This is a genomic window from Roseobacter sp. HKCC-CH-9208, from assembly GCF_037805125.1.
Taxonomy (GTDB): Bacteria; Pseudomonadota; Alphaproteobacteria; order Rhodobacterales; family Rhodobacteraceae; genus M30B80.
The window spans coordinates 603,269-624,357 of record NZ_JBBLYK010000001.1 but is presented as its reverse complement, the minus strand read 5'-3'; the positions used below and the strand labels follow the sequence as shown (position 1 = coordinate 624,357).

General features: G+C 55.7%; 21 protein-coding genes and 1 pseudogene. 19 read left to right on the top strand and 3 right to left on the bottom strand.

Features of this window, described 5'->3' with window-relative positions; all coding sequences use genetic code 11:
* Together acuI and acuR are read right to left on the bottom strand one after the other, a co-directional pair.
* Window positions 1–993, bottom strand: coding sequence for an acrylyl-CoA reductase (NADPH) (gene acuI, locus AAC621_RS03085; protein ID WP_340252132.1), 993 nt, complete (start codon window positions 991–993; stop codon window positions 1–3).
* The gene (gene acuR / locus AAC621_RS03080) at window positions 975–1,652 is read right to left on the bottom strand and encodes an acrylate utilization transcriptional regulator AcuR (RefSeq protein WP_340252130.1); all 678 of its coding nucleotides are present in this window, start codon (window positions 1,650–1,652) and stop codon (window positions 975–977) included. Before acuR ends, acuI begins: the two co-directional genes overlap by 19 nt.
* 132 nt (window positions 1,653–1,784) lie before the next feature.
* Here acuR and AAC621_RS03075 point away from each other — a divergent pair, with 132 nt between their 5' ends.
* Window positions 1,785–2,534, top strand: a complete 750-nt coding sequence (locus AAC621_RS03075; protein ID WP_340252128.1) for an SDR family NAD(P)-dependent oxidoreductase — start codon at window positions 1,785–1,787, stop codon at window positions 2,532–2,534.
* Window positions 2,535–2,537: 3 nt separating this feature from the next.
* Here the strand turns inward: AAC621_RS03075 and ptsP are convergent, their stop codons facing one another.
* Entirely contained in the window at window positions 2,538–4,787 is a 2,250-nt protein-coding gene (ptsP, locus tag AAC621_RS03070) for a phosphoenolpyruvate--protein phosphotransferase (protein ID WP_340252125.1), read from the bottom strand.
* Between the two features lie 258 nt (window positions 4,788–5,045).
* Here ptsP and AAC621_RS03065 point away from each other — a divergent pair, with 258 nt between their 5' ends.
* From AAC621_RS03065 to AAC621_RS02980, 18 genes and pseudogenes are all read left to right on the top strand, one after another.
* Window positions 5,046–5,411: an NADH-quinone oxidoreductase subunit A gene (locus AAC621_RS03065; protein WP_317656069.1), complete on the top strand. Its 366-nt coding sequence runs from the start codon at window positions 5,046–5,048 to the stop codon at window positions 5,409–5,411.
* A complete protein-coding gene (locus AAC621_RS03060; RefSeq protein ID WP_340252123.1) occupies window positions 5,402–5,935 on the top strand; it encodes a NuoB/complex I 20 kDa subunit family protein in 534 nt (177 codons plus the stop codon). Before AAC621_RS03065 ends, AAC621_RS03060 begins: the two co-directional genes overlap by 10 nt.
* Window positions 5,936–5,983: 48 nt before the next feature.
* Entirely contained in the window at window positions 5,984–6,607 is a 624-nt protein-coding gene (locus tag AAC621_RS03055; protein ID WP_340252121.1) for an NADH-quinone oxidoreductase subunit C, read from the top strand.
* Window positions 6,604–7,827: an NADH-quinone oxidoreductase subunit D gene (locus AAC621_RS03050; RefSeq protein WP_340243165.1), complete on the top strand. Its 1,224-nt coding sequence runs from the start codon at window positions 6,604–6,606 to the stop codon at window positions 7,825–7,827. The genes AAC621_RS03055 and AAC621_RS03050 overlap by 4 nt, the downstream gene beginning before the upstream one ends.
* A gap of 66 nt (window positions 7,828–7,893) precedes the next feature.
* Window positions 7,894–8,742, top strand: a pseudogene (gene nuoE / locus AAC621_RS03045) (NADH-quinone oxidoreductase subunit NuoE); the annotation flags it as partial.
* Window positions 8,743–8,941: 199 nt separating this feature from the next.
* Window positions 8,942–9,631, top strand: a complete 690-nt coding sequence (locus AAC621_RS03040; RefSeq protein ID WP_340252119.1) for a hypothetical protein — start codon at window positions 8,942–8,944, stop codon at window positions 9,629–9,631.
* Window positions 9,632–9,757: 126 nt separating this feature from the next.
* Window positions 9,758–10,030, top strand: coding sequence for a DUF5337 domain-containing protein (locus tag AAC621_RS03035; protein ID WP_317656064.1), 273 nt, complete (start codon window positions 9,758–9,760; stop codon window positions 10,028–10,030).
* A gap of 3 nt (window positions 10,031–10,033) precedes the next feature.
* Window positions 10,034–11,320 carry an NADH-quinone oxidoreductase subunit NuoF gene (gene nuoF / locus AAC621_RS03030; protein WP_340252117.1) on the top strand — a complete coding sequence of 429 codons (1,287 nt, stop codon included), beginning with the start codon at window positions 10,034–10,036 and terminating at the stop codon, window positions 11,318–11,320.
* A gap of 117 nt (window positions 11,321–11,437) precedes the next feature.
* Complete coding sequence (locus AAC621_RS03025; protein WP_340252115.1) at window positions 11,438–11,881, top strand: DUF5333 domain-containing protein; 444 nt, start codon at window positions 11,438–11,440, stop codon at window positions 11,879–11,881.
* Window positions 11,882–11,951: 70 nt separating this feature from the next.
* On the top strand, window positions 11,952–13,973 hold the full coding sequence (gene nuoG, locus AAC621_RS03020; RefSeq protein ID WP_340252113.1) for an NADH-quinone oxidoreductase subunit NuoG: 2,022 nt from the start codon (window positions 11,952–11,954) through the stop codon (window positions 13,971–13,973).
* 103 nt (window positions 13,974–14,076) lie between these two features.
* Window positions 14,077–14,409 carry a hypothetical protein gene (locus AAC621_RS03015; protein WP_340256284.1) on the top strand — a complete coding sequence of 111 codons (333 nt, stop codon included), beginning with the start codon at window positions 14,077–14,079 and terminating at the stop codon, window positions 14,407–14,409.
* A 7-nt stretch (window positions 14,410–14,416) separates the two neighbouring features.
* Window positions 14,417–15,454 (top strand): NADH-quinone oxidoreductase subunit NuoH, encoded by a 1,038-nt coding sequence (gene nuoH / locus AAC621_RS03010; RefSeq protein WP_340252110.1) that lies wholly within the window; start codon window positions 14,417–14,419, stop codon window positions 15,452–15,454.
* A 3-nt stretch (window positions 15,455–15,457) separates the two neighbouring features.
* Window positions 15,458–15,952 carry an NADH-quinone oxidoreductase subunit NuoI gene (nuoI, locus tag AAC621_RS03005; protein WP_317656054.1) on the top strand — a complete coding sequence of 165 codons (495 nt, stop codon included), beginning with the start codon at window positions 15,458–15,460 and terminating at the stop codon, window positions 15,950–15,952.
* Between the two features lie 23 nt (window positions 15,953–15,975).
* On the top strand, window positions 15,976–16,392 hold the full coding sequence (locus AAC621_RS03000; protein WP_317656053.1) for a carboxymuconolactone decarboxylase family protein: 417 nt from the start codon (window positions 15,976–15,978) through the stop codon (window positions 16,390–16,392).
* A 3-nt stretch (window positions 16,393–16,395) separates the two neighbouring features.
* Window positions 16,396–17,010 (top strand): NADH-quinone oxidoreductase subunit J, encoded by a 615-nt coding sequence (locus AAC621_RS02995; RefSeq protein WP_340252105.1) that lies wholly within the window; start codon window positions 16,396–16,398, stop codon window positions 17,008–17,010.
* Between the two features lie 68 nt (window positions 17,011–17,078).
* Window positions 17,079–17,387, top strand: a complete 309-nt coding sequence (gene nuoK / locus AAC621_RS02990) for an NADH-quinone oxidoreductase subunit NuoK (protein WP_340252102.1) — start codon at window positions 17,079–17,081, stop codon at window positions 17,385–17,387.
* A gap of 4 nt (window positions 17,388–17,391) precedes the next feature.
* Window positions 17,392–19,533, top strand: a complete 2,142-nt coding sequence (gene nuoL, locus AAC621_RS02985; RefSeq protein ID WP_340252099.1) for an NADH-quinone oxidoreductase subunit L — start codon at window positions 17,392–17,394, stop codon at window positions 19,531–19,533.
* Window positions 19,534–19,542: 9 nt separating this feature from the next.
* Window positions 19,543–21,087 (top strand): NADH-quinone oxidoreductase subunit M, encoded by a 1,545-nt coding sequence (locus AAC621_RS02980; protein WP_340252096.1) that lies wholly within the window; start codon window positions 19,543–19,545, stop codon window positions 21,085–21,087.
* Window positions 21,088–21,089 lie beyond the last annotated feature (2 nt).

The following is a 21,089-nucleotide window of genomic DNA, read 5'->3' as shown; positions in this document are numbered from 1 at the left end:
CTAGGCCAGTGCCGCATTCAAAGGCACAACCACGCGGCCGCGGATTTTACCTTCAAGAAATTTTGGCGCCTCTGCGATGACATCTTCAAGGGCCATTTCATGGGCGATTGCCGCCAATTTGCTCATATCCAAATCTTTGGCCAAGGCCGTCCATGCATCAATCCGCTCATCGCGCGGCACCATGACACTGTCGACCCCCAATAGGCTGACCCCGCGCAAAATGAAGGGCGCGACCGAGCTTGGCAAATCCATGCCTGCGGCAAGGCCACAGGCGGCGACAAGCCCACGATATTTCATTTTCGAGATAACATTAGCCAAGACGGTGCTGCCCGCAACATCGACCGCACCTGCGAAACGCTCCTTGTCGAGGGGGCGGGGTTTGCCTGCGAAATCCTCTCGCGGCAGGATGTCGCTTGCGCCCAAGGATTTAAGATAGGCTTCTTCCTCGGCGCGGCCCGTGACCGCACAGACAGTAAATCCTTTCGCCGCCAAAAGGGCCACGGCAACACTGCCAACACCGCCCGCGGCCCCCGTGACCACGACCTCGCCCGCCTCTGGCGTGAGACCGGCCTTCAACAAGGCGCTGACGCAGAGCTGCGCGGTATATCCTGCCGTCCCGATCTCCATCGCTTGGCGCAGGCTGACACCATCGGGAAGTGGAACCAACCAATCGCCCTTGAGGCGTGCGAAACGCGCCAAACCGCCCCAATGTTTTTCACCAACACCCCATCCGTTCAAGACCACCCGATCGCCGGGATTATAGCGTGGATCTGCGCTTTCACGGACGATGCCCGATAGGTCAATGCCGGGAACCATCGGAAAACTGCGCACCACTGGCGCGGCCCCTGTGATGGCGAGCGCGTCCTTGTAATTCAAGGTTGACCAAGCCACTTCGACCAAAACATCCCCCTCGGGCAAGTCTTCCTTAGCGATTTGGCGCAAGGCCACGCTTTGCTGATCATCCTCTTTGCTGATTACGATGGCATCGAACATGGGGCATCTCCTTTTGGGGTGGTGTTAAGCTGTGCAAGAAATTGCGCTGCAAACAGGCGCAAGGGCGCAGGCCCGCGTTCCAATTTGGCCCGCAAAACGGCGCCCTCCCATCCAATCCAGAACATTTGCGCCAGATCTGCGGGGTTGTGATGGGGGGATATCTCGCCCTGATTTTGGGCAAGCTTTAGAACCCGCGCCAAGCGGGCTTGCCAATCTTCCAAGGTCGCAATGAGATCGGCGCGGAATTCTTCGGGCAATGCGCCCATTTCTTGCCCCAGATTGCCAATCAAACATCCGCGCCGAAAGCCGTGACGGGCCATGCCCGCCTCGGCCGCCGCAGCAAAGGCCGCGACACGGGCAAGCGGGGCAAGACTGTCATCGCTCAAGTGGCGTTCCATCTTTGACACGAAATAGGCGCGATAGGCCGCGATGGCGGCGCGACCGAAGGCGGCCTTGTTGGGGAAATAATGATAGAAACTGCCCTTTGGCACACGGGCATGCGTCAGGATCATATCAAGCCCGACCGCAGAATAACCCCGCTCTGTGAGATGCACCAACCCTGCGCGGATCAATCGCTGATAGGTGGCCGCGTCTTGGGGCGCAGTGGCGGGGCGGCCACGGCGTTTGTGGGCGTCATATGTCACATCGGCTAAGCTCATGCGATATTTCTTAGACGGCTCGGTCTAATAATCAAAGTCCTCATTTTTCGGGCGGCATAAATTCCGCTTGCCACGAGCGCGGAACCCGTCAGGATGCCACGGCAAAGCCAACATAAAGAGAGGGACAAACGGGTGAGCAAAGTAGCGATTGTAACGGGGGCCGCGCGCGGTATCGGATTGGCCACCACTGATCTTTTCCTTGAGATGGGCTGGCGGGTTGTGATGGTGGATCGCGATGCGGCCGAACTTGGCGCGACATCCACCCCGCGTGATGGGGCCCTAGGGTTTGTTTGCGATGTCTCAGACCCTGAGGCTGTGGCAGAACTGGCGACCCAGATCAGCGCCAAAATGGGGCGCGTGGATGCTTTGGTGAATAATGCAGGTGTCGCGGAATTTGGTCCGATTGAAGAATGCGATTTCACAACATGGCGCCGTGTCATGGCGACCAATTTAGATGGCGTTTTTCTGATGTCACAGGCGATGACGCCTGCGCTAAAGGAAACCCATGGCGCGATTGTCAATATTGGGTCAATTTCGGGTCTGCGGGCGTCAACCTTGCGGGTGGCTTATGGTACGACCAAGGCGGCTGTTATTCATTTGACCAAACAGCAGGCGGCAGAATTGGGCGAATACGGCATTCGTTCGAATTGCGTCTGCCCTGGCCCTGTGCGCACGAAATTGTCGATTGCGGTGCATTCGCCCGCCATCATAGCCGCCTATCATGATGCGATCCCGCTCAATCGTTATGGGTCCGAGCGTGAGATTGCTGAAGCGATCTGCTTCCTATGCAGTGAAAAAGCGAGCTACATCTCTGGTCAAATACTGGCTGCGGATGGGGGGTTTGAGTCGACAGGCGTTGGGCTGCCTGCGCTGCGCAGCTAGGGCCTAATGGCCGTTTTGATGAGCGAGCCAGTTTGCAACCGCGCTGCGCACGCTCATCGCCCCTGTTGCCTGCGCTTCGCGGATCACGGCGCGCAGTTCGCGCAAATCAACCCGCCGCAAGAGGCTTTTGACGGGGCCGATGGAGGCGGGGCGCATCGACAATTTGCGCAAACCCATCGCGGCAAAGCACAACGCCTCAAGGGGGCGGCCTGCATCCTCGCCACAAAATGACAAATCGGTTTCAGTTTCCGCGCACCGCGTGACGATCATTTCTAGGAAATTCAAGAAACTGACATTGAGCGTGTCATAGCGGCGGCGCACCTGTTCGTTCTCGCGGTCAGCGGCGAAGAAGAACTGCTTAAGGTCATTGCCGCCGATTGAGACAAAATCAGCCATTTCAAAAAATTGGCGCGGTGCGAAAGCAAGGCTTGGGGTTTCCAGCATGGCCCCGATTTTAAGGGTTTCGGGCAAGATATGTCCCAAGGCCGCTTCGCGATCCATTTCGCGCAAAAGATGATCACGGGCCTCGGTAAATTCTTCGAGTTGGGCCACAAAGGGGAACATGACCGAAAGCGGGCGGCCTTGTGCCGCGCGGATTAGGGCCTGCAACTGCATCCGCATAACGCCCGGTTTATCAAGACCCACGCGGATCGCGCGCCACCCCAAGGCGGGGTTTGGTTCTTCTGGCCGCTTCATATAGGGCAGCACCTTATCTGACCCAATATCAAGCGTGCGAAACACCACGCGCTTGCCGCGTGCTGCATCCATGACGCGAGAATAGAGCGCGGCCAATTCCCCGCGCCGTGGCACTTGGTTGCGCGTTAGAAATTGCAATTCCGTGCGAAATAATCCTACGCCTTCCGCACCTGACGAGGGCAGGGAGGGAAGATCCGCCATAAGGCCCGCATTCATCTCAAGCGTGATACGCGTGCCGCAAAGCGTCTCGGCGGGTTTGTCACGGATCGAGGCATAGCGTTCTTGGGCTGCGGCCTGCATGGCGATTTTATCGCGAAACGCCTTGGCCACATTCTCTTCGGGCCGCAAATGCACGATACCCTGCTCGCCATCGACCAAAATCGGGTCACCGTTCAGCGCCTCGGTTGTGATACGTTTGGCATTGATGATTAGCGGAATGGCGAGGGCGCGGGCCACAATCGCCGCGTGACTTCCAACCGATCCCTCCTCAAGCACCACGCCTTTGAGGCGGCGGCCATAATCCAACAATTCCCCTGGCCCAATGTTGCGTGCCACGAGAATCGGGTGTTCGGGCATTTCCGCGCCCGTGTCGCCACCTTGACCTGTCAAAATCCGCAAAAGGCGGTTTGAAAGGTCGTCTAAATCCTGCAAACGTTCGCGCAAATAGGCGTCAGGCACAGTTTCGAGCCGCGCGCGGGCGGCCGATTGTTCTTTTTCGACGGCTGCTTCGGCCGATAGGCCGCGCGCAATGTCCTCTTGCATCCGTTTGATCCAACTGCGCGAATTGGCGAACATGCGATAGGCTTCGAGAACTTGGCGTTCCTCGCTGTCATCGTTGTCCATACGGGTCAAAAGCTGATCAACTGATTGGCGCAGCGTGGCGATTGCATCCGATAGGCGGGCTTGTTCGGCCTCTGGATCATCGGCCACGGGGCGGGTGACGACCACGCGCGGTTCGTGTAGGTAAACCGCGCCTTCGGTCACGCCCTCTTGCGCGACACCGCCACGGATCATCACCTGCGACTGGTGACGAGCCGATAAAGCCTCGCCCTCACCGACAAAGGCGCCAAGTTCTGTCATTTCAGCCAGAACCATCGCGACAACCTCTAGGGCATAGAGTTCATCTTCCGAATAGCTGCGCGCCTCTTTCGATTGCACAACCAAAACGCCAAGCCGTTCCCCTAAGCGCTGGATTGGCACGCCTAAGAAACTGGAATACCGCTCTTCGCCCGTCTCAGGCATATAACGAAATCCACGCGCGGCGGGGGCGTTGGGGGTGTTAATGGGGCGGGCATCGCGGGCAACGCGCCCCACCAGACCCTCGCCGAGGCGCATTCGGGTGACATGAACGGCCTCTGGGGCCAAGCCCTCAGTCGCGCAAAGCTCGAGGGTGTCGGAATCGCGCAGCAGGTAAATCGAGCATACCTCCGTGCCCATCGAATCGGCGATCAGATGGGTGATACGGTCAAGTCGCTCCTGTCCTGCGCCTGCTTCGGCCAAACTGGCTTGCAAGCGGCGCAGCAATTTGCGGCTCTCGGTTTCCGTGCGCTCTGGCATAGTCCCTCATTTAGCCCCATAGGGGCTTGTCGTTCGGCCTAGACATACCGCCCGATGCAGGTGTCGCGCAACATACGGTTAGCGCAATCTGCGCCTTGCGGCATAAATTTGCACGAAACTCGGGCCTTTGGTTGAAAAAAGCAGCGACAAAACGTGCGCAATGCGCGCGCATCGGTTGACCACTTCAAGGCTTGGCGCTAGACCCTGCGCTGACCGGACACCCTTTGCCACGGTTCCTGACAACCGAGGGAGAGCATCTTGCAAGACCTTCTTTCTGAATACGCGCCAATTTTGATCTTTCTTGCCATGGCCATCGGCCTTGGCCTGATCCTGATTTTGGCTGCTGTGATTGTCGCTGTGCGCAATCCTGATCCTGAAAAAGTTTCCGCCTATGAATGTGGGTTCAACGCCTTTGATGATGCGCGCATGAAATTTGATGTGCGTTTCTATTTGGTGTCGATCCTGTTCATCATCTTTGATTTGGAAATCGCGTTCCTGTTCCCATGGGCGGTTGCCTTCCCAGATATGTCGATGACGGCGTTCTGGTCGATGATGGTGTTCTTAGGCGTGCTGACCATTGGCTTTGCCTATGAATGGAAAAAAGGAGCGCTGGAATGGGAGTGATGACAGGTCAAAACGCCGCAGGTGTGGACAAAGAGGTCGCCACCCAAGCGCTTAATCGCGAGCTTCAGGATAAAGGGTTTTTGCTGACCTCGACAGAGGACATCATCAACTGGGCGCGCACGGGCAGCTTGCATTGGATGACATTTGGTCTGGCATGCTGCGCGGTTGAGATGATGCACACCTCAATGCCGCGCTATGATGCGGAGCGGTTCGGGATCGCCCCACGCGCCTCTCCACGCCAGTCGGATGTTATGATCGTGGCGGGCACTTTGACCAACAAAATGGCCCCTGCGTTGCGCAAGGTTTACGACCAGATGCCTGAACCGCGCTATGTGATCTCGATGGGATCTTGTGCGAATGGCGGCGGTTACTACCATTACAGCTATTCCGTTGTGCGCGGCTGTGATCGGATTGTGCCAGTGGATATTTATGTTCCTGGCTGCCCTCCGACCGCTGAAGCGCTGCTTTATGGTATCCTTCAGTTGCAGCGCAAAATCCGCCGCACGGGAACGATTACGCGCTAAGGCGCATCTTTGGGCGCAAGGCGCCCGAACCAAAAAGAGAGTGACGCAATGAGCGACCAGGCCTTGCAAGAATTGGCGAATTATCTGGCCGAAAAGCAGCCCGAAGCCGTGATGGGCAGCGCCATCACACGCGGCGAATTGACGGTCGAGGTCTCCTTGGCCCATCTGTTGGATTTCGTGGAATTCTTGAAACTCGACCGCAATTGCGCCTTCTCGACCTTGGTCGATGTGACTGCTGTGGATTACCCCGGCCGGGAGCGGCGCTTTGATTTGGTCTGGCATTTCTTGTCTATGTATCAAAATCAACGCATCCGCCTTAAAGCGGCGCTGCGCGAGGATGAGATGGCCCCCTCCATCGTGTCGATTCATCCATCGGCGAATTGGTTTGAACGCGAAGTGTTCGATATGTTCGGTATCCTTTTCACAGGCCACCCCGATCTGCGCCGCATTTTGACCGATTACGGCTTTCGCGGTCATCCGTTGCGCAAGGATTTCCCGACCACTGGCTATGTTGAGCTGCGCTATGACGAGGCGCTCAAGCGCGTGGTCTACGAGCCTGTAAAACTGGTTCAGGAATACCGCCAATTTGATTTCATGAGCCCATGGGAAGGCGCGCAATATGTGCTGCCCGGGGATGAGAAGGCAGACCAAGCCAAGGAGGCGCAGAAATGATGGACGGCTCCAAAGGATTTGAAGACGCGCTGACAGGCGAGCAGAAAATTCGCAATTTCAATATCAATTTCGGGCCCCAACACCCCGCTGCGCATGGCGTGTTGCGTTTGGTGCTAGAATTGGACGGCGAGATTTGCGAGCGCTGTGATCCGCATATCGGTCTTTTGCATCGCGGCACAGAAAAGCTGATGGAAAGCCGCACCTATCTGCAAAACCTGCCTTATTTCGACCGTTTGGATTACGTTGGCACGATGAACCAAGAGCACGCATGGTGCTTGGCGATCGAACGTATGACAGGTGTCGAGGTGCCGCGCCGCGCCCAGTTGATCCGTGTTCTTTATTGCGAGATCGGGCGTATCTTGAACCATTTGCTGAACGTGACCACACAGGCGATGGATGTGGGCGCGCTGACGCCACCCCTTTGGGGCTTTGAGGAGCGCGAAAAGCTGATGGTGTTCTATGAGCGCGCCTGTGGTGCGCGCTTGCACGCGGCCTATTTCCGCCCCGGTGGCGTGCACCAAGACCTGCCCCCTGAATTGATTGCGGATATCGACACATGGGCGCAGGACTTCCCGCGCGTATTGTCAGATATTGACGGGCTTTTGACCGAAAACCGCATCTTCAAACAGCGCAATGTCGATATTGGCATTGTCACTGAAGAAGATATTCAAAACTGGGCATTCTCGGGGGTCATGGCCCGCGGGTCTGGTTTGGCATGGGATTTGCGCCGCGCGCAGCCCTATGAATGCTATGACGAGTTCGAATTCCAAATCCCTGTGGGCAAGAATGGCGATTGCTATGATCGCTACCTGTGCCGCATGGAGGAAATGCGCCAATCCATTTCGATCATCCGCCAAGCCTGTGCCAAGTTGCAACTGCCCGAAAATCAGGGCGATGTTCTGGCACGCGGCAAGATCACCCCGCCTTCACGCGGTGAGATGAAAACCTCGATGGAGGCGCTGATCCATCACTTCAAACTTTATACCGAGGGCTTCCACGTCCCTGAGGGCGAAATTTACGCCGCGGTCGAGGCCCCGAAAGGTGAGTTTGGTGTCTATCTGGTTTCTGATGGCAGCAACAAACCTTACCGCTCTAAGATCCGCGCCCCTGGATTTGCGCATCTTCAGGCGATGGATCACCTATGCCGCGGCCACCAATTGGCGGATGTGTCTGCTGTTCTTGGGTCGCTTGATGTTGTGTTTGGTGAGATTGACCGCTGATCTCGGATCGGCCTTTGCAGCGGCGGGATCACCGCCGCGTTCAACCTGTTGACGGAAAACTTTACGATGCTCAGACGCCTTCATTCGGAACAGCCAGATAGCTTTGCCTTTACCCCTGAAAATCAGGCATGGGCTGAGGCGCAGATCACCAAATACCCCGAAGGACGTCAGGCTTCGGCGATTATTCCCCTGTTGTGGCGCGCACAAGAACAGGAAGGGTGGCTCAGCAAGCCTGCGATTGAATATGTCGCTGATATGCTCGGCATGGCCTATATCCGCGCCTTGGAAGTCGCGACCTTCTATTTCATGTTCCAATTGCAGCCCGTGGGCAGTGTGGCGCATATTCAGGTTTGCGGCACCACCTCCTGCATGATCTGTGGAGCGGAAGATTTGATTGGCATTTGCTGCGAGAAAATTGCCCCCAACCCGCATGAGCTGTCGAAAGATGGCAAGTTCTCGTGGGAAGAGGTCGAATGTTTGGGCGCCTGTTCCAACGCGCCAATGGCGCAGATCGGCAAGGACTATTACGAAGACCTGACGGCGGCGCGCCTGTCTGAGATTATTGATGAATTGTCGGCAGGCAAGGTGCCGACACCTGGGCCACAAAATGGCCGCTATACATCCGAGCCTGCATCGGGTCTGACCAGTTTGGCCGCGCATGAAAAGGGCCGCGATCCGCTGAATGCCTCTGCGCGATTGGCGGCAGATATCGCTGATACGGTCAAGCGGATTGATGGCACCGAGGTGCCATTCCTGGCCCCTTGGGGCAAGCAGTCATCGGCTGGTCTTCCCAAGGAGGCCGCGCGGCCCAAACCCGCAAATGCGGCGAAGAAAGCGCCTGCGAAAAAGCCTGCTGCGAAGAAACCAGCCGCCAAAAAGGCGGCAGCAAAGCCCGCATCGCGCAAGCCAAAGTCGAGCGAATAAGCGGCTTTACCACTCAAAATTCGGATCAATTCCACAAAAAACCCGCCTTTATGGCGGGTTTTTTACATGTCACCCCATGAAAAGATGTTTTTTATATGTGAAAAGATAGGGTAGTTGCGGGGCATTACGGCGCGACAGGCGCATGTCGAATTCAGTGATCAAAAATCTACGATCAGACGGGGGAAAATAAATGAGCGAGAATTCAGGGGGTTTGACCTGTGCAGCTGTGTCATGGGGCTTGGCGGCATTGGTCGGGGCATTTGCAGGGGTGCTTGTGGCAGTCCTTGGCGATTGGAGCTTTATGCAAGCCGTGTTTGCGGCCGTGATCGTGGCAGTCGGGGTAGGGTTGTTTTTGATGCTCACGCTGTGTTGCTGCTTGCCTGAGCCCGCCAAAAAGAGCGTTTCTGCGCCACAGCCCGTAGCGCCAAAACCCGCGGCCCCGAAGGCGGCAGCATCTGCAGCATCCACAACTACAAAACCTGCTGCAAAACCAAAAGCCGCTCCCAAGCCAAAGGCGGCGGCGAAACCAAAAGCCACAGCAAAACCCAAAGCGGCTGCCAAAGCCGCCGCACCCGCGGCCACCACAGGCGCGGGCACGCGCCCTGCCGCCTTGAGCGCCGCGCGCGCCTCTGGGGCGGATGATTTGAAAATGATCAAAGGCGTTGGCCCGAAACTGGAGGCGTTGCTCAATCGTTTAGGGTTTTACCATTTTGACCAAGTTGCCTCTTGGACGGCGGATGAGGTTGCATGGGTTGATCAGAACCTCGAAGGGTTTAAGGGCCGCGTCAGCCGCGATAATTGGGTTGCGCAAGCCAAAACCTTGGCCGCAGGTGGGCAAACGGAATTCCTAAAACGCGTTGGCGATGGGGATGTCTACTAAGTCCTAATGCGATTTCGTTCAAAAAGCGGCCCTGCATCCCAGATGCGGGGCCGCTTTTTCTTGCAGCTTGCAGCCACCCTCGTTAAAAGCCCGAGCAAATGACATGCCATGTTGCAGACCAAATGAATGACCCGCAAACTGCCCATGCAAAACGCTGAAGATGCCGCGCTCGACCGCAAGGGGCGAGTGGCTGCCTTGGTTATTGCGGGGGCAATGCTATTGTGGATGTTGATGCAGGCCATCGGTGCCCATCTTGGGTGGCCTGCGAGACTGGCTTTTTTGTTTGACCTTGCGGCAATTGCGGCCCTTTTCTGGGCGCTTGTGGTAACATATCAGGTATGGCAAGGCCGTAAAAAACTCCGTGCGGGGCACGGGCAGCGCCAGAACGACAAGGACTAGGACATGCTTCAGGATAAAGACCGCATCTTTACCAACATCTATGGGATGCATGAGCGCAGCCTGAAAGGCGCAAAGGCGCGGGGCCATTGGGATAGCACCAAAGACCTGATTGCGCTGGGCCGTGACAAAATAATTGAGATCATGAAAGCATCGGGATTGCGGGGCCGTGGCGGGGCGGGGTTCCCCACAGGTTTGAAATGGTCCTTCATGCCGAAGGAAAGCGATGGTCGCCCCTCCTACTTGGTGGTGAATGCGGACGAATCTGAGCCTGGCACCTGTAAAGACCGCGAGATCATGCGCCATGACCCGCATACGCTGATTGAGGGATGTTTGATCGCCTCTTTCGCGATGGGGGCCCATGCCTGTTACATCTATATCCGCGGTGAATATATCCGCGAACGCGAGGCCCTTCAGGCCGCGATTGACGAATGTTATGATGCGGGCCTTCTGGGCAAAAATGCCGCGAAATCGGGTTGGGATTTTGATCTATATCTGCATCACGGGGCAGGGGCCTATATTTGCGGCGAGGAAACTGCGCTTCTTGAAAGCCTTGAGGGCAAAAAAGGCATGCCACGCATGAAGCCACCCTTCCCTGCGGGGGCGGGTCTCTATGGATGCCCGACCACGGTGAACAATGTCGAATCAATCGCGGTTGTGCCGACCATTCTGCGCCGTGGGGCTGAATGGTTTGCGGGTTTTGGGCGCCCCAATAATGCAGGGACAAAACTTTTTGCGATTTCTGGCCATGTGAACACCCCTTGCGTGGTGGAAGAGGCGATGTCGATCACCTTTGAGGAATTGATCGAGCGTCATTGCGGCGGCATTCGCGGTGGCTGGGATAACCTCAAGGCGGTCATTCCTGGTGGATCATCTGTGCCCTGTATCCGTGGTGAGGATATGCGCGAGGCCATCATGGATTTTGATTATCTGCGCGAACAGCGCTCTGGCCTTGGCACAGCTGCGGTGATCGTGATGGATAAATCCACAGACATCATCAAAGCGATTTGGCGCTTGTCGAAATTCTACAAGCATGAATCTTGTGGCCAATGCACGCCTTGCCGCGAAGGCACGGGCTGGATGATGCGCGTGATGGATCGTTTCGTCAAAGGCGAGGCATCGGTTGAAGAAATCGATATGCTGCTTGATGTGACCAAGCAGGTTGAAGGTCATACAATTTGCGCGCTTGGTGATGCGGCTGCGTGGCCGATCCAAGGTTTGATCCGCAATTTCCGTGATGAAATTGAAGATCGCATCAAATCAAAACGCGGTGCCGCGATTGCAGCAGAATGATATAGAACGGGGCCCTTGCGGCCCCGTTTTTGTATCTATCGTTGGTCTAAGCTCTGCACGGGCTTGTGAATTGCGCTCTGACATCCGATGTGGCCTGATGTGAATATGGTAACGCAGATGCACAAATCCCCTCGAAATGGCCCGCGCGCGATGATGCGCGCCTTGGTCCTTACGCTGCTTTTGGCGGCAGCGGCGATGCCTGCAAGGGCTGAGGATCGCTTTGATGCCTTGCGCAACGATCCCCAAATTCATGAGGGTCTTTTGGTCATCTCAATCGGGCGATTGGTGCGCAATCATTGTGACAGTATCAATGCACGGATTCTGCGCGCTTGGGCTTTTGCACAAAGCTTGGTTGATCGCGGCATATCCTTGGGCTATTCGCGTGCTGAGCTAGAAGACTATCTCGATAGCGATGCTGACAAAGCACGATACCGTGCCCTAGCAGCGGCCTATCTGGCAGAGCGCGAAGCAAGTGTCGAAGATGCCCAATCTATGTGCAGATTGGGCCGCGACGAAATTTCTTCGCAGTCAGCCGTTGGCAGATTGCTTATTGAGGGTTAGAAGGCACCAAAAGCGAATTTGCAGGGCATAAATTCCAGACCCGCCCTGAGGCCAACGAAGGACCGCGCGCATGAGCGACCTGAGAAAAATCGTTATTGATGGGAATGAGATCGAGGTGGAAGGGGCGATGACCCTGATCCAAGCTTGTGAAGTGGCAGGAATCGAAATTCCGCGCTTCTGCTATCACGAGCGCCTCTCCATCGCGGGCAACTGCCGGATGTGTTTGGTTGAGGTTGTGGGTGGCCCCCCCAAACCTGCGGCCTCTTGCGCGATGCAGGTGCGCGATTTGCGCCCCGGCCCAGAAGGTCAGCCGCCTGTGGTGAAAACCAATTCGCCTATGGTGAAGAAAGCCCGCGAAGGGGTGATGGAGTTTCTTCTGATCAACCACCCGCTTGATTGTCCAATCTGTGACCAAGGCGGTGAATGTGATCTGCAAGATCAGGCCATGGCTTATGGCGTGGATTTTAGCCGGTATCGCGAACCCAAACGTGCCTCAGAAGATTTGGACTTGGGCCCCTTGGTCGAAACCCACATGACGCGCTGCATTTCCTGCACGCGCTGCGTGCGCTTCACCACCGAGGTGGCAGGGATCACCCAAATGGGCCAGACAGGCCGTGGTGAGGATGCAGAGATCACCTCTTATCTTGGGGAAACCCTGAATTCGAACTTGCAGGGCAACATCATCGACCTGTGCCCCGTAGGCGCGCTGACCTCCAAGCCTTATGCCTTTACCGCGCGGCCTTGGGAGTTGAGCAAGACCGAGACTATCGATGTTATGGACGCGCTTGGCAGCAATATTCGCGTGGATACAAAAGGGCGCGAAGTGATGCGTATCCTGCCGCGCAACCATGATGGCGTGAACGAGGAATGGATTTCGGATAAAACCCGCTTTGTGTGGGATGGCCTGCGCCGCCAGCGGCTTGATGTGCCCTATATCCGCGAAAAAGGTAAATTGCGCAAAGCAACGTGGGGCGAGGCTTTGGCCAAAGCCGCCGAGGCGCTGAAAGGCGCTAAGAAAATTGCATGTCTCGTGGGTGATTTGGCCCCCGTTGAGGCGATTTTCGCAATGAAACAGATGATCGAGGGTCAAGGTGGCGTTGTAGAATGCCGCACCGATGGCGCGAAATTGCCCGAAGCCAATCGCGCGGCCTATGTGGGCACAGCGGCGATTGAAGATATTGATCACGCAGATCATATCATCCTAATCGGCACCAACCCCCGCCTTGAGGCCCCCGTGCTCAATGCGCGGATTCGCAAAGCATGGGCGCGCGGCGCAAATGTCGAGGTGATCGGCGAAGCGGCTGATCTGACCTATGACTATGCACATCTGGGCACAGATCGTGCGGCCTTGGAGAAAACCTTGTCCCGTGCGGCAGGGGCGGTCGCAAAACAGGCATCACTGGTCATCATCGGCCAAGGGGCCCTGCGTGAGGCTGATGGCGAGGCGGTTTTGGCCGCAGCGCAAGCCTTGGCTGAGAAAACCAAATCGGGCCTCTTGGTCTTGCACACGGCCGCGGCCCGCGTGGGCGCGATGGATGTGGGCGCTGTTACCAAGGGGGGGCTGACCGCCGCGGTAAAAGATGCGGATGTCATCTATAACCTCGGCGCAGATGAGGTTGAGATCGCCGATGGTGCCTTTGTTATCTATCAAGGCAGCCACGGGGATCGTGGCGCGCATCGTGCGGATGTCATTCTGCCTGCTGCAGCTTATACCGAAGAAAACGGCCTCTTCGTAAACACCGAAGGGCGTCCGCAATTGGCGCAGCGTGCGAATTTCCCCCCCAATGAAGCCAAGGAAAATTGGGCGATTTTGCGCGCGCTTTCCGCTGAATTGGGCGCGACATTGCCTTACGACACCCAAACCCAATTGCGTCAGGCCTTGGTGAAAGCCGTGCCGCATTTGGCTATGGTGGACGAGTTGCCCGCGAATTCAGGCGCGGCTCTGACGCAAAAGGCCTTGGGTAAGGCAGATTTCAAATCGGCCATTGCAGATCATTACCTAACCAACCCGATTGCCCGCGCCAGCCAATTGATGGCCGAGCTATCGGCGAATGCAAAGGCGCGTAATGCGGCCGCATTGGCGGCTGAATGAAGAAATGATGTTCCGCGATTTACATCATATTATCTCGAAACGGGGTTCTATGATGGTCGCGGGGCTGATATGAGCGGGCCTAGGCCTTGCGGGATGCCAGACCATTCCGCGTTACGATCAAGGGCCACCCGCTTTTTATGACGGTGTAGAGACAAGACTACTGGACGACGACTTGGTGAATTTCATCGTGCAAATGTCAGGCGCGACCACGACAAGTAATGTTGAGGACTATGCCAAATGTGCGGCAGCGCAATATGCGCTGATCCGCGGATATGGTTTTGCGCGACATGTGCGCACAAATGTATACGAAGAGGGTGGCATTTGGCGCGGAGATGCGGTTTACACCATCTCGCCATCGCTCCCGCTCGGGTCGCAGACGATAGATGCAGAAGTCATCGTTGCGGCCTGTCAGGATAACGGCATACCGACGGTTTGAGGACGACATGGACGGTTTCTTATCAACCACGCCCGGAATGATGCTGATCATCGCAGCACAATGTTTGCTTGTGATCGGCTTTGTGATGGTTTCGCTACTTTTCCTTGTTTATGGCGACCGCAAAATTTGGGCGGCTGTTCAGATGCGCCGCGGCCCCAATGTGGTGGGTGTGTTTGGCCTGTTGCAGACCGTGGCCGATGCGCTGAAATATGTAGTGAAGGAGGTCGTGATCCCCGCAGGTGCGGATCGCCCCGTGTTCCTTCTGGCGCCAATGACCAGTTTTGTCTTGGCCATGATTGCTTGGGCGGTGATCCCGTTCAACGATACATGGGTTTTGGCCGATTTGAACGTGGCAATCCTGTATGTTTTCGCGATTTCCTCGCTTGAGGTTTATGGCGTGATCATGGGGGGATGGGCGTCCAACTCGAAATATCCGTTCCTTGGCTCTTTGCGCTCGGCAGCGCAAATGATCTCTTATGAGGTGTCCATTGGTCTGATCATCGTTGGGGTAATCATTTCGACTGGATCGCTGAACTTTGGCGATATCGTGCGCGCGCAGGACGGGAATTTCGGCCTGTTCTCGTGGTATTGGTTGCCGCATTTGCCGATGGTGTTTTTGTTTTTCATCTCGGCGCTTGCTGAAACCAACCGCCCGCCCTTCGATCTGCCCGAAGCGGAATCGGAATTGGTCGCGGGCTATCAGGTTGAATATTCTTCGACACCGTTCTTGCTGTTCATGGCCGGCGAATATATCGCGATCTTCTTGATGTGCGCGCTGATGACGCTGTTGTTCTTCGGCGGTTGGCTATCGCCCATTCCAGGGGTCGCAGATGGCGCGCTGTGGATGGTCGCTAAGATGGCCGTATTCTTCTTCTTCTTCGCGATGGTAAAGGCGGTTGTGCCGCGCTACCGCTATGACCAATTGATGCGCATCGGTTGGAAAGTGTTCCTGCCTATGTCTTTGGCTTGGGTCGTCTTGGTCGCTTTCCTCGCAAAGTTTGAACTCTTTGGTGGGGCATATGCCCGTTGGGCAATTGGGGGCTGAACGATGACACAGATCGATTATACCCGCGCTGCAAAATATTTCTTGCTGGTCGACTTTTTTAAAGGCTTCAAGCTGGGCTTTAAGTATTTCTTTGCCCCCAAAGCGACCGTCAATTACCCGCATGAAAAGGGGCCGTTGTCGCCGCGTTTTCGCGGCGAACATGCGCTGCGCCGCTATCCTAATGGCGAAGAACGCTGCATCGCGTGTAAATTATGCGAGGCGATTTGCCCCGCACAGGCAATCACGATTGACGCTGAACCCCGCGAGGACGGCAGCCGCCGCACCACGCGCTACGATATCGATATGACCAAATGCATCTATTGCGGTTTCTGCCAAGAGGCTTGCCCTGTGGATGCGATTGTTGAAGGGCCGAATTTCGAATTCGCCACTGAAACCCGTGAAGAACTGTATTACGACAAGGCCAAACTTCTGGCCAATGGTGAGAGATGGGAAGCGGAAATTGCCCGCAACCTAGAGTTGGACGCGCCGTATCGGTAAGTCCGAACCTGTGAGTGTGTAAAATGAGTAACGAGTCCCCCCAGAATCCTTTCGAGGCATTGATGCGCCAAACGCAAGAGATGACACAGGACTTCCTCAAGGCGGTTAACCCCGCCATGGCGAATATTACTGCGTCAAATCTTGATAAACTTTGGCCCACCATGCCCGCCGAAATGATGGAGGCTTTCTTTGGAAAGCAATTCAATCCGGGGGGTTTGGACGCGAAAACGCGGCTGCTTTTGACCCTGCATGGTCTGACCGTTCAGGGCGCATTGGCCGAGGCGCAAATCCGTATGACGGTGCGCCATGCGGTCGAGGCAGGGGCAAGCCCGCAAGAGATTGCTGAGACCATTGGCATGGCCGCGATGTTTGGCGGTGTGCCTGCGATGAACAAAGCGATGGAACTGGCCAAAGCGGCCATTGACGAAGGCGAGGACTAAAATATGGGCGTGGCCGATATCACCTTCTATGCGTTTTCAACCGTTCTGGTTGCCGCAGCACTTTTGGTGGTGCTGGCCCGCAACCCCGTGCATTCGGTTCTGTGGCTGATCCTCAGCTTCCTGTCTGCCGCGGGTTTGTTCGTCCTTTTGGGCGCTGAATTTGTCGCGATGCTGTTGATCATTGTCTATGTGGGCGCGGTGGCGGTGTTGTTCCTCTTTGTGGTGATGATGTTGGATGTTGATTTCGCCGAACTTAAGGCGGGAATGGCGCAATATATGCCACTTGCGCTTTTGATTGGTGTGGTTTTGTTGATCCAACTGGGCCTTGCCTATGGCACATGGGCCTTTTCAGATGGGATTGATACCCGCCTTGGCAATCCAACCCCCGCAAGTGATCAGATGCACAACACTAAAGCCTTGGGGATGATCCTTTATGATCGTTACCTGTTGGTGTTCCAATTGGCAGGTTTGGTTTTGTTGGTTGCGATGGTGGGCGCGATTGTTCTGACGCTGCGCCACCGCGTGGACGTCAAGCGCCAGAATGTCTTGGCGCAGATGTATCGTGATCCTGCGAAAGCGATGGAACTAAAAGACGTAAAGCCTGGTCAAGGGCTGTGACATAAGCGGGGCTTTTGGCCTCGCAGAATATTGAATGACCATGAGGGAAACCCCCTCGGAGGGACGAGATGACGATCGGACTGGAACACTACCTGACGGTGGCGGCTGCGCTCTTTGTGATCGGGATTTTTGGCATTTTCCTCAATCGGAAGAATGTCATCGTGATCCTGATGTCAGTCGAATTGATTTTGCTATCGGTGAATATCAACCTTGTCGCGTTTTCCTCCCATTTGGGGGATTTGACGGGTCAGGTCTTTACCATGTTCGTCCTGACAGTCGCCGCGGCAGAGGCCGCGATTGGTCTTGCGATCCTTGTCTGTTTCTTCCGCAACCGTGGCACCATCGCGGTTGAAGATGTTTCGAATATGAAGGGCTGAGCCGATGGAAACGATCCTGCTTTTTGCACCGCTCATCGGCGCGCTTTTGGCTGGCTTTGGCTGGCGGTGGTTAGGTGAACAGCTCGCCTGCATCATTGCAACCGCGCTTTTGTTCTTGTCGATGATCCTGTCTTGGGCCCTGTTCATCGGGTTTGATGGCGAAACCTATTCCATATCAATCCTGCGTTGGGTGGAATCAGGCAGCCTGTTCACGGATTGGGCCATTCGCATTGATCGCTTGACGGCGATTATGTTGATTGTGATCACCTCTGTCTCGGCGCTCGTGCATCTGTATTCCTTTGGCTACATGGCGCATGACGACAATTTCCGCGAAGGCGAAAGCTATCGCCCGCGGTTCTTTGCCTATCTGTCGTTCTTCACCTTTGCCATGCTGATGCTGGTGACCGCGGATAACCTGCTGCAACTCTTCTTCGGGTGGGAAGGGGTAGGGGTCGCCTCCTATCTTTTGATTGGCTTCTATTTCCGCAAGCCAAGCGCAGGTGCGGCGGCGATGAAGGCCTTTATCGTCAACCGCGTTGGCGATTTCGGCTTCCTGTTGGGGATCTTCGGTCTGTACTGGATGGCGGACTCGATCCAATTTGATGTGATTTTGCCGATAGGTGCGGAATTGGCAGAGCAAAGCTTTGCCTTCCTCGGCTTTGAGGTTAATGCCGCCAATACAATCGCAATGCTGTTGTTCATCGGTGCGATGGGGAAATCGGCGCAGCTCTTGCTGCACACATGGTTGCCTGATGCGATGGAAGGCCCGACCCCTGTATCCGCGCTGATCCACGCTGCAACCATGGTGACGGCGGGGGTCTTCTTGGTCTGTCGTATGTCGCCGATTATGGAATACGCCCCCTATGCCACAAATTTCATCATCATCCTTGGCGCACTGACCGCGTTCTTTGCGGCCACTGTTGGATTGGTGCAGAACGACATCAAGCGCGTCATCGCCTATTCCACCTGTTCGCAATTGGGATACATGTTCGTTGCGGCGGGGGTTGGGGTTTATTCGGTGGCGATGTTCCACCTCTTCACCCACGCATTCTTCAAGGCCATGCTGTTCCTTGGCGCAGGCTCCGTCATCCACGCGATGCATCATGAGCAGGATATGCGCAATTACGGCGGATTGCGGAAGAAGATTCCCTATACATTCGCGGCCATGCTGATTGGCACATTGGCCATCACGGGCGTTGGTATCCCGCTGACCTATTATGGCTTTGCAGGGTTCCTGTCCAAAGACGCGGTGATTGAAAGCGCCTATGCCTTTGGCGGTGGTTTGGGCCATTACGCCTTCTGGATGTTGGTGATCGCGGCTGCCTTCACCAGCTTCTATTCATGGCGTTTGATGTTCCTCACCTTCTTTGGCACCCCGCGGGGTGACAAGCACACGCATGATCACGCACATGAAAGCCCTGTGGTGATGTTGATCCCGCTTGGCGTTCTGGCCTTTGGTGCGGTATTTGCAGGTATGATCTGGCTGAAGCCGTTCTTTGGGCATCCAGATGAGGTCGGTAAATTCTTTGGCGTCCCCTATGCTGAGGCGATGGCCCATGGTGAGGGGGACGCAACCCATGGCACCGAAGGTCACACCGATGCGGCCATGGCCGAAGAAGGTCATGATGCCACCCATGCCGCCACGCATGAGGGCACAGCCGAGGCTGAACATCACTATGTCTTTACAGGCGCACCCGGTGAAGGGGCCATTCACCAAGCCCCTGAAAATACCGTTCTCAGTGACGCGCATGAAGTGCCCAAATGGGTCAAAGTTGCGCCGTTTATCGCGATGTTGGGCGGGTTTCTTGTGGCTTATATCTTCTACATCGCTGTCCCAAGCCTTCCTGCCCGTTGGGCAGCGGTCAACCGCCCGCTTTATCTGTTCTTGCTGAACAAGTGGTATTTTGACGAGATTTATGACGCGGTCTTTGTGCGCCCTGCTCAGGCGATTGGCCGTGTCTTTTGGAAGCTTGGCGATACCAAAATCATTGACGGGGGTATCAACGGCCTTGCCCTTGGGATCATCCCCTTCTTAACCCGCCTCGCAGGGCGTGCGCAGTCGGGTTACGTTTTCCATTATGCATTTGCCATGGTGGTCGGTGTGGTAGCACTGATCACATGGATCAGCCTTTCGATCGGAGGCTAAGGGATTTCCATGGACAACTTACTTTCCATCGTCACCTTCCTGCCTATGGTTGCGGCCCTCATCCTTGCGCTGTTTTTGCGCGGCGAGGATGAGGCGGCACAGCTTGGAGCCAAGCGTTTAGCGCTGGCAGCCACCACCGCAACCTTCTTGATCTCCTTGGCGATCCTTGTGCAATTCGATGCGAATGACACGGGCTTCCAAATGGTGGAAGAACGCGAATGGCTCTTTGGGCTCAGCTATAAATTGGGCGTGGACGGGATCAGCGTGCTATTCGTTCTGCTGACCACATTCTTGATGCCGATTACAATTGCTGCCTGTTGGGGCGTAGAGCATCGCGTCAAAGAATACATGATCGCGCTTTTGGTTCTCGAAAGCCTGATGATCGGTGTCTTTGTGGCATTGGATTTGGTGCTGTTCTACCTGTTCTTCGAAGCGGGCCTGATCCCGATGTTCTTAATTATTGGGATTTGGGGCGGCAAAAACCGCATCTATGCGGCGTTCAAATTCTTCCTATACACCTTCCTTGGTTCGGTGCTGATGCTGGTGGCGATGGTGGCGATATATATTGATGCAGGCACCACCGATATCCCCACATTGTTGACACATGAATTCTCGGCGGCAGGTATCAGCCTCTTTGGATGGCAGATTGCAGGTGGGATGCAGATGTTGCTTTGGCTCGCTTTCTTCGCGTCCTTTGCGGTCAAAATGCCAATGTGGCCTGTCCATACGTGGTTGCCCGATGCACACGTTCAGGCGCCAACCGCAGGCTCTGTGGTTCTGGCGGCAATCTTGCTGAAGATGGGCGGATACGGTTTCTTGCGCTTTAGCTTGCCAATGTTCCCAGTCGCCTCTGACATCATGGCGCCGTTGGTGCTGTGGATGTCTGTGATTGCGATCATCTACACCTCACTGGTCGCGATGGTGCAAGAAGATATGAAAAAGCTGATCGCTTACTCATCAGTTGCGCATATGGGATATGTGACGATGGGGATTTTCGCCGCCAATCAACAAGGTGTAGATGGCGCGATTTTCCAAATGATCAGCCACGGCTTTGTTTCGGGGGCGTTGTTCCTCTGTGTTGGCGTCATCTATGATCGCATGCACACGCGCGAGATTGATGCCTATGGTGGTCTGGTAAATCGGATGCCCGCTTATGCGGCGGTGTTCATGCTGTTCACCATGGCCAATGTGGGCCTTCCTGGCACATCGGGCTTTGTCGGCGAATTCCTGACCTTGATGGGTGTTTTCCATGTGAACACGCTGATTGGGCTTTTGGCGGCAACAGGGGTGATCTTGTCGGCGGCTTATGCGCTCTGGCTCTATCGCCGCGTGGTGTTGGGTGACCTGATCAAGGAAAGCCTGAAATCCATCACCGACATGACCGCGCGCGAAAAGGCGATTTTCGCGCCATTGGTGGTGATGACCATTCTATTGGGTGTCTATCCGAGCCTCGTCACCGATATTATTGGCCCCTCGGTAGAGGCGCTTTTGTCGAATTATCACACAAGCGTTGCGGAGTTTGCCCCCGCAACTGCGCTTGCAGCCAGCCATTGAGG

Coding starts and splice junctions, on each gene's coding strand:
- acuI (WP_340252132.1), bottom strand. CDS start 993: ATGTTCGATGCCATCGTAATCAGCAAAGAGGATGATCAGCAAAGCGTG.
- acuR (WP_340252130.1), bottom strand. CDS start 1,652: ATGAGCTTAGCCGATGTGACATATGACGCCCACAAACGCCGTGGCCGC.
- ptsP (WP_340252125.1), bottom strand. CDS start 4,787: ATGCCAGAGCGCACGGAAACCGAGAGCCGCAAATTGCTGCGCCGCTTG.
- AAC621_RS03060 (WP_340252123.1), top strand. CDS start 5,402: ATGGGAGTGATGACAGGTCAAAACGCCGCAGGTGTGGACAAAGAGGTC.
- AAC621_RS03055 (WP_340252121.1), top strand. CDS start 5,984: ATGAGCGACCAGGCCTTGCAAGAATTGGCGAATTATCTGGCCGAAAAG.
- AAC621_RS03050 (WP_340243165.1), top strand. CDS start 6,604: ATGATGGACGGCTCCAAAGGATTTGAAGACGCGCTGACAGGCGAGCAG.
- AAC621_RS03040 (WP_340252119.1), top strand. CDS start 8,942: ATGAGCGAGAATTCAGGGGGTTTGACCTGTGCAGCTGTGTCATGGGGC.
- AAC621_RS03035 (WP_317656064.1), top strand. CDS start 9,758: ATGACCCGCAAACTGCCCATGCAAAACGCTGAAGATGCCGCGCTCGAC.
- nuoF (WP_340252117.1), top strand. CDS start 10,034: ATGCTTCAGGATAAAGACCGCATCTTTACCAACATCTATGGGATGCAT.
- AAC621_RS03025 (WP_340252115.1), top strand. CDS start 11,438: ATGCACAAATCCCCTCGAAATGGCCCGCGCGCGATGATGCGCGCCTTG.
- nuoG (WP_340252113.1), top strand. CDS start 11,952: ATGAGCGACCTGAGAAAAATCGTTATTGATGGGAATGAGATCGAGGTG.
- nuoH (WP_340252110.1), top strand. CDS start 14,417: ATGGACGGTTTCTTATCAACCACGCCCGGAATGATGCTGATCATCGCA.
- nuoI (WP_317656054.1), top strand. CDS start 15,458: ATGACACAGATCGATTATACCCGCGCTGCAAAATATTTCTTGCTGGTC.
- AAC621_RS03000 (WP_317656053.1), top strand. CDS start 15,976: ATGAGTAACGAGTCCCCCCAGAATCCTTTCGAGGCATTGATGCGCCAA.
- AAC621_RS02995 (WP_340252105.1), top strand. CDS start 16,396: ATGGGCGTGGCCGATATCACCTTCTATGCGTTTTCAACCGTTCTGGTT.
- nuoK (WP_340252102.1), top strand. CDS start 17,079: ATGACGATCGGACTGGAACACTACCTGACGGTGGCGGCTGCGCTCTTT.
- nuoL (WP_340252099.1), top strand. CDS start 17,392: ATGGAAACGATCCTGCTTTTTGCACCGCTCATCGGCGCGCTTTTGGCT.
- AAC621_RS02980 (WP_340252096.1), top strand. CDS start 19,543: ATGGACAACTTACTTTCCATCGTCACCTTCCTGCCTATGGTTGCGGCC.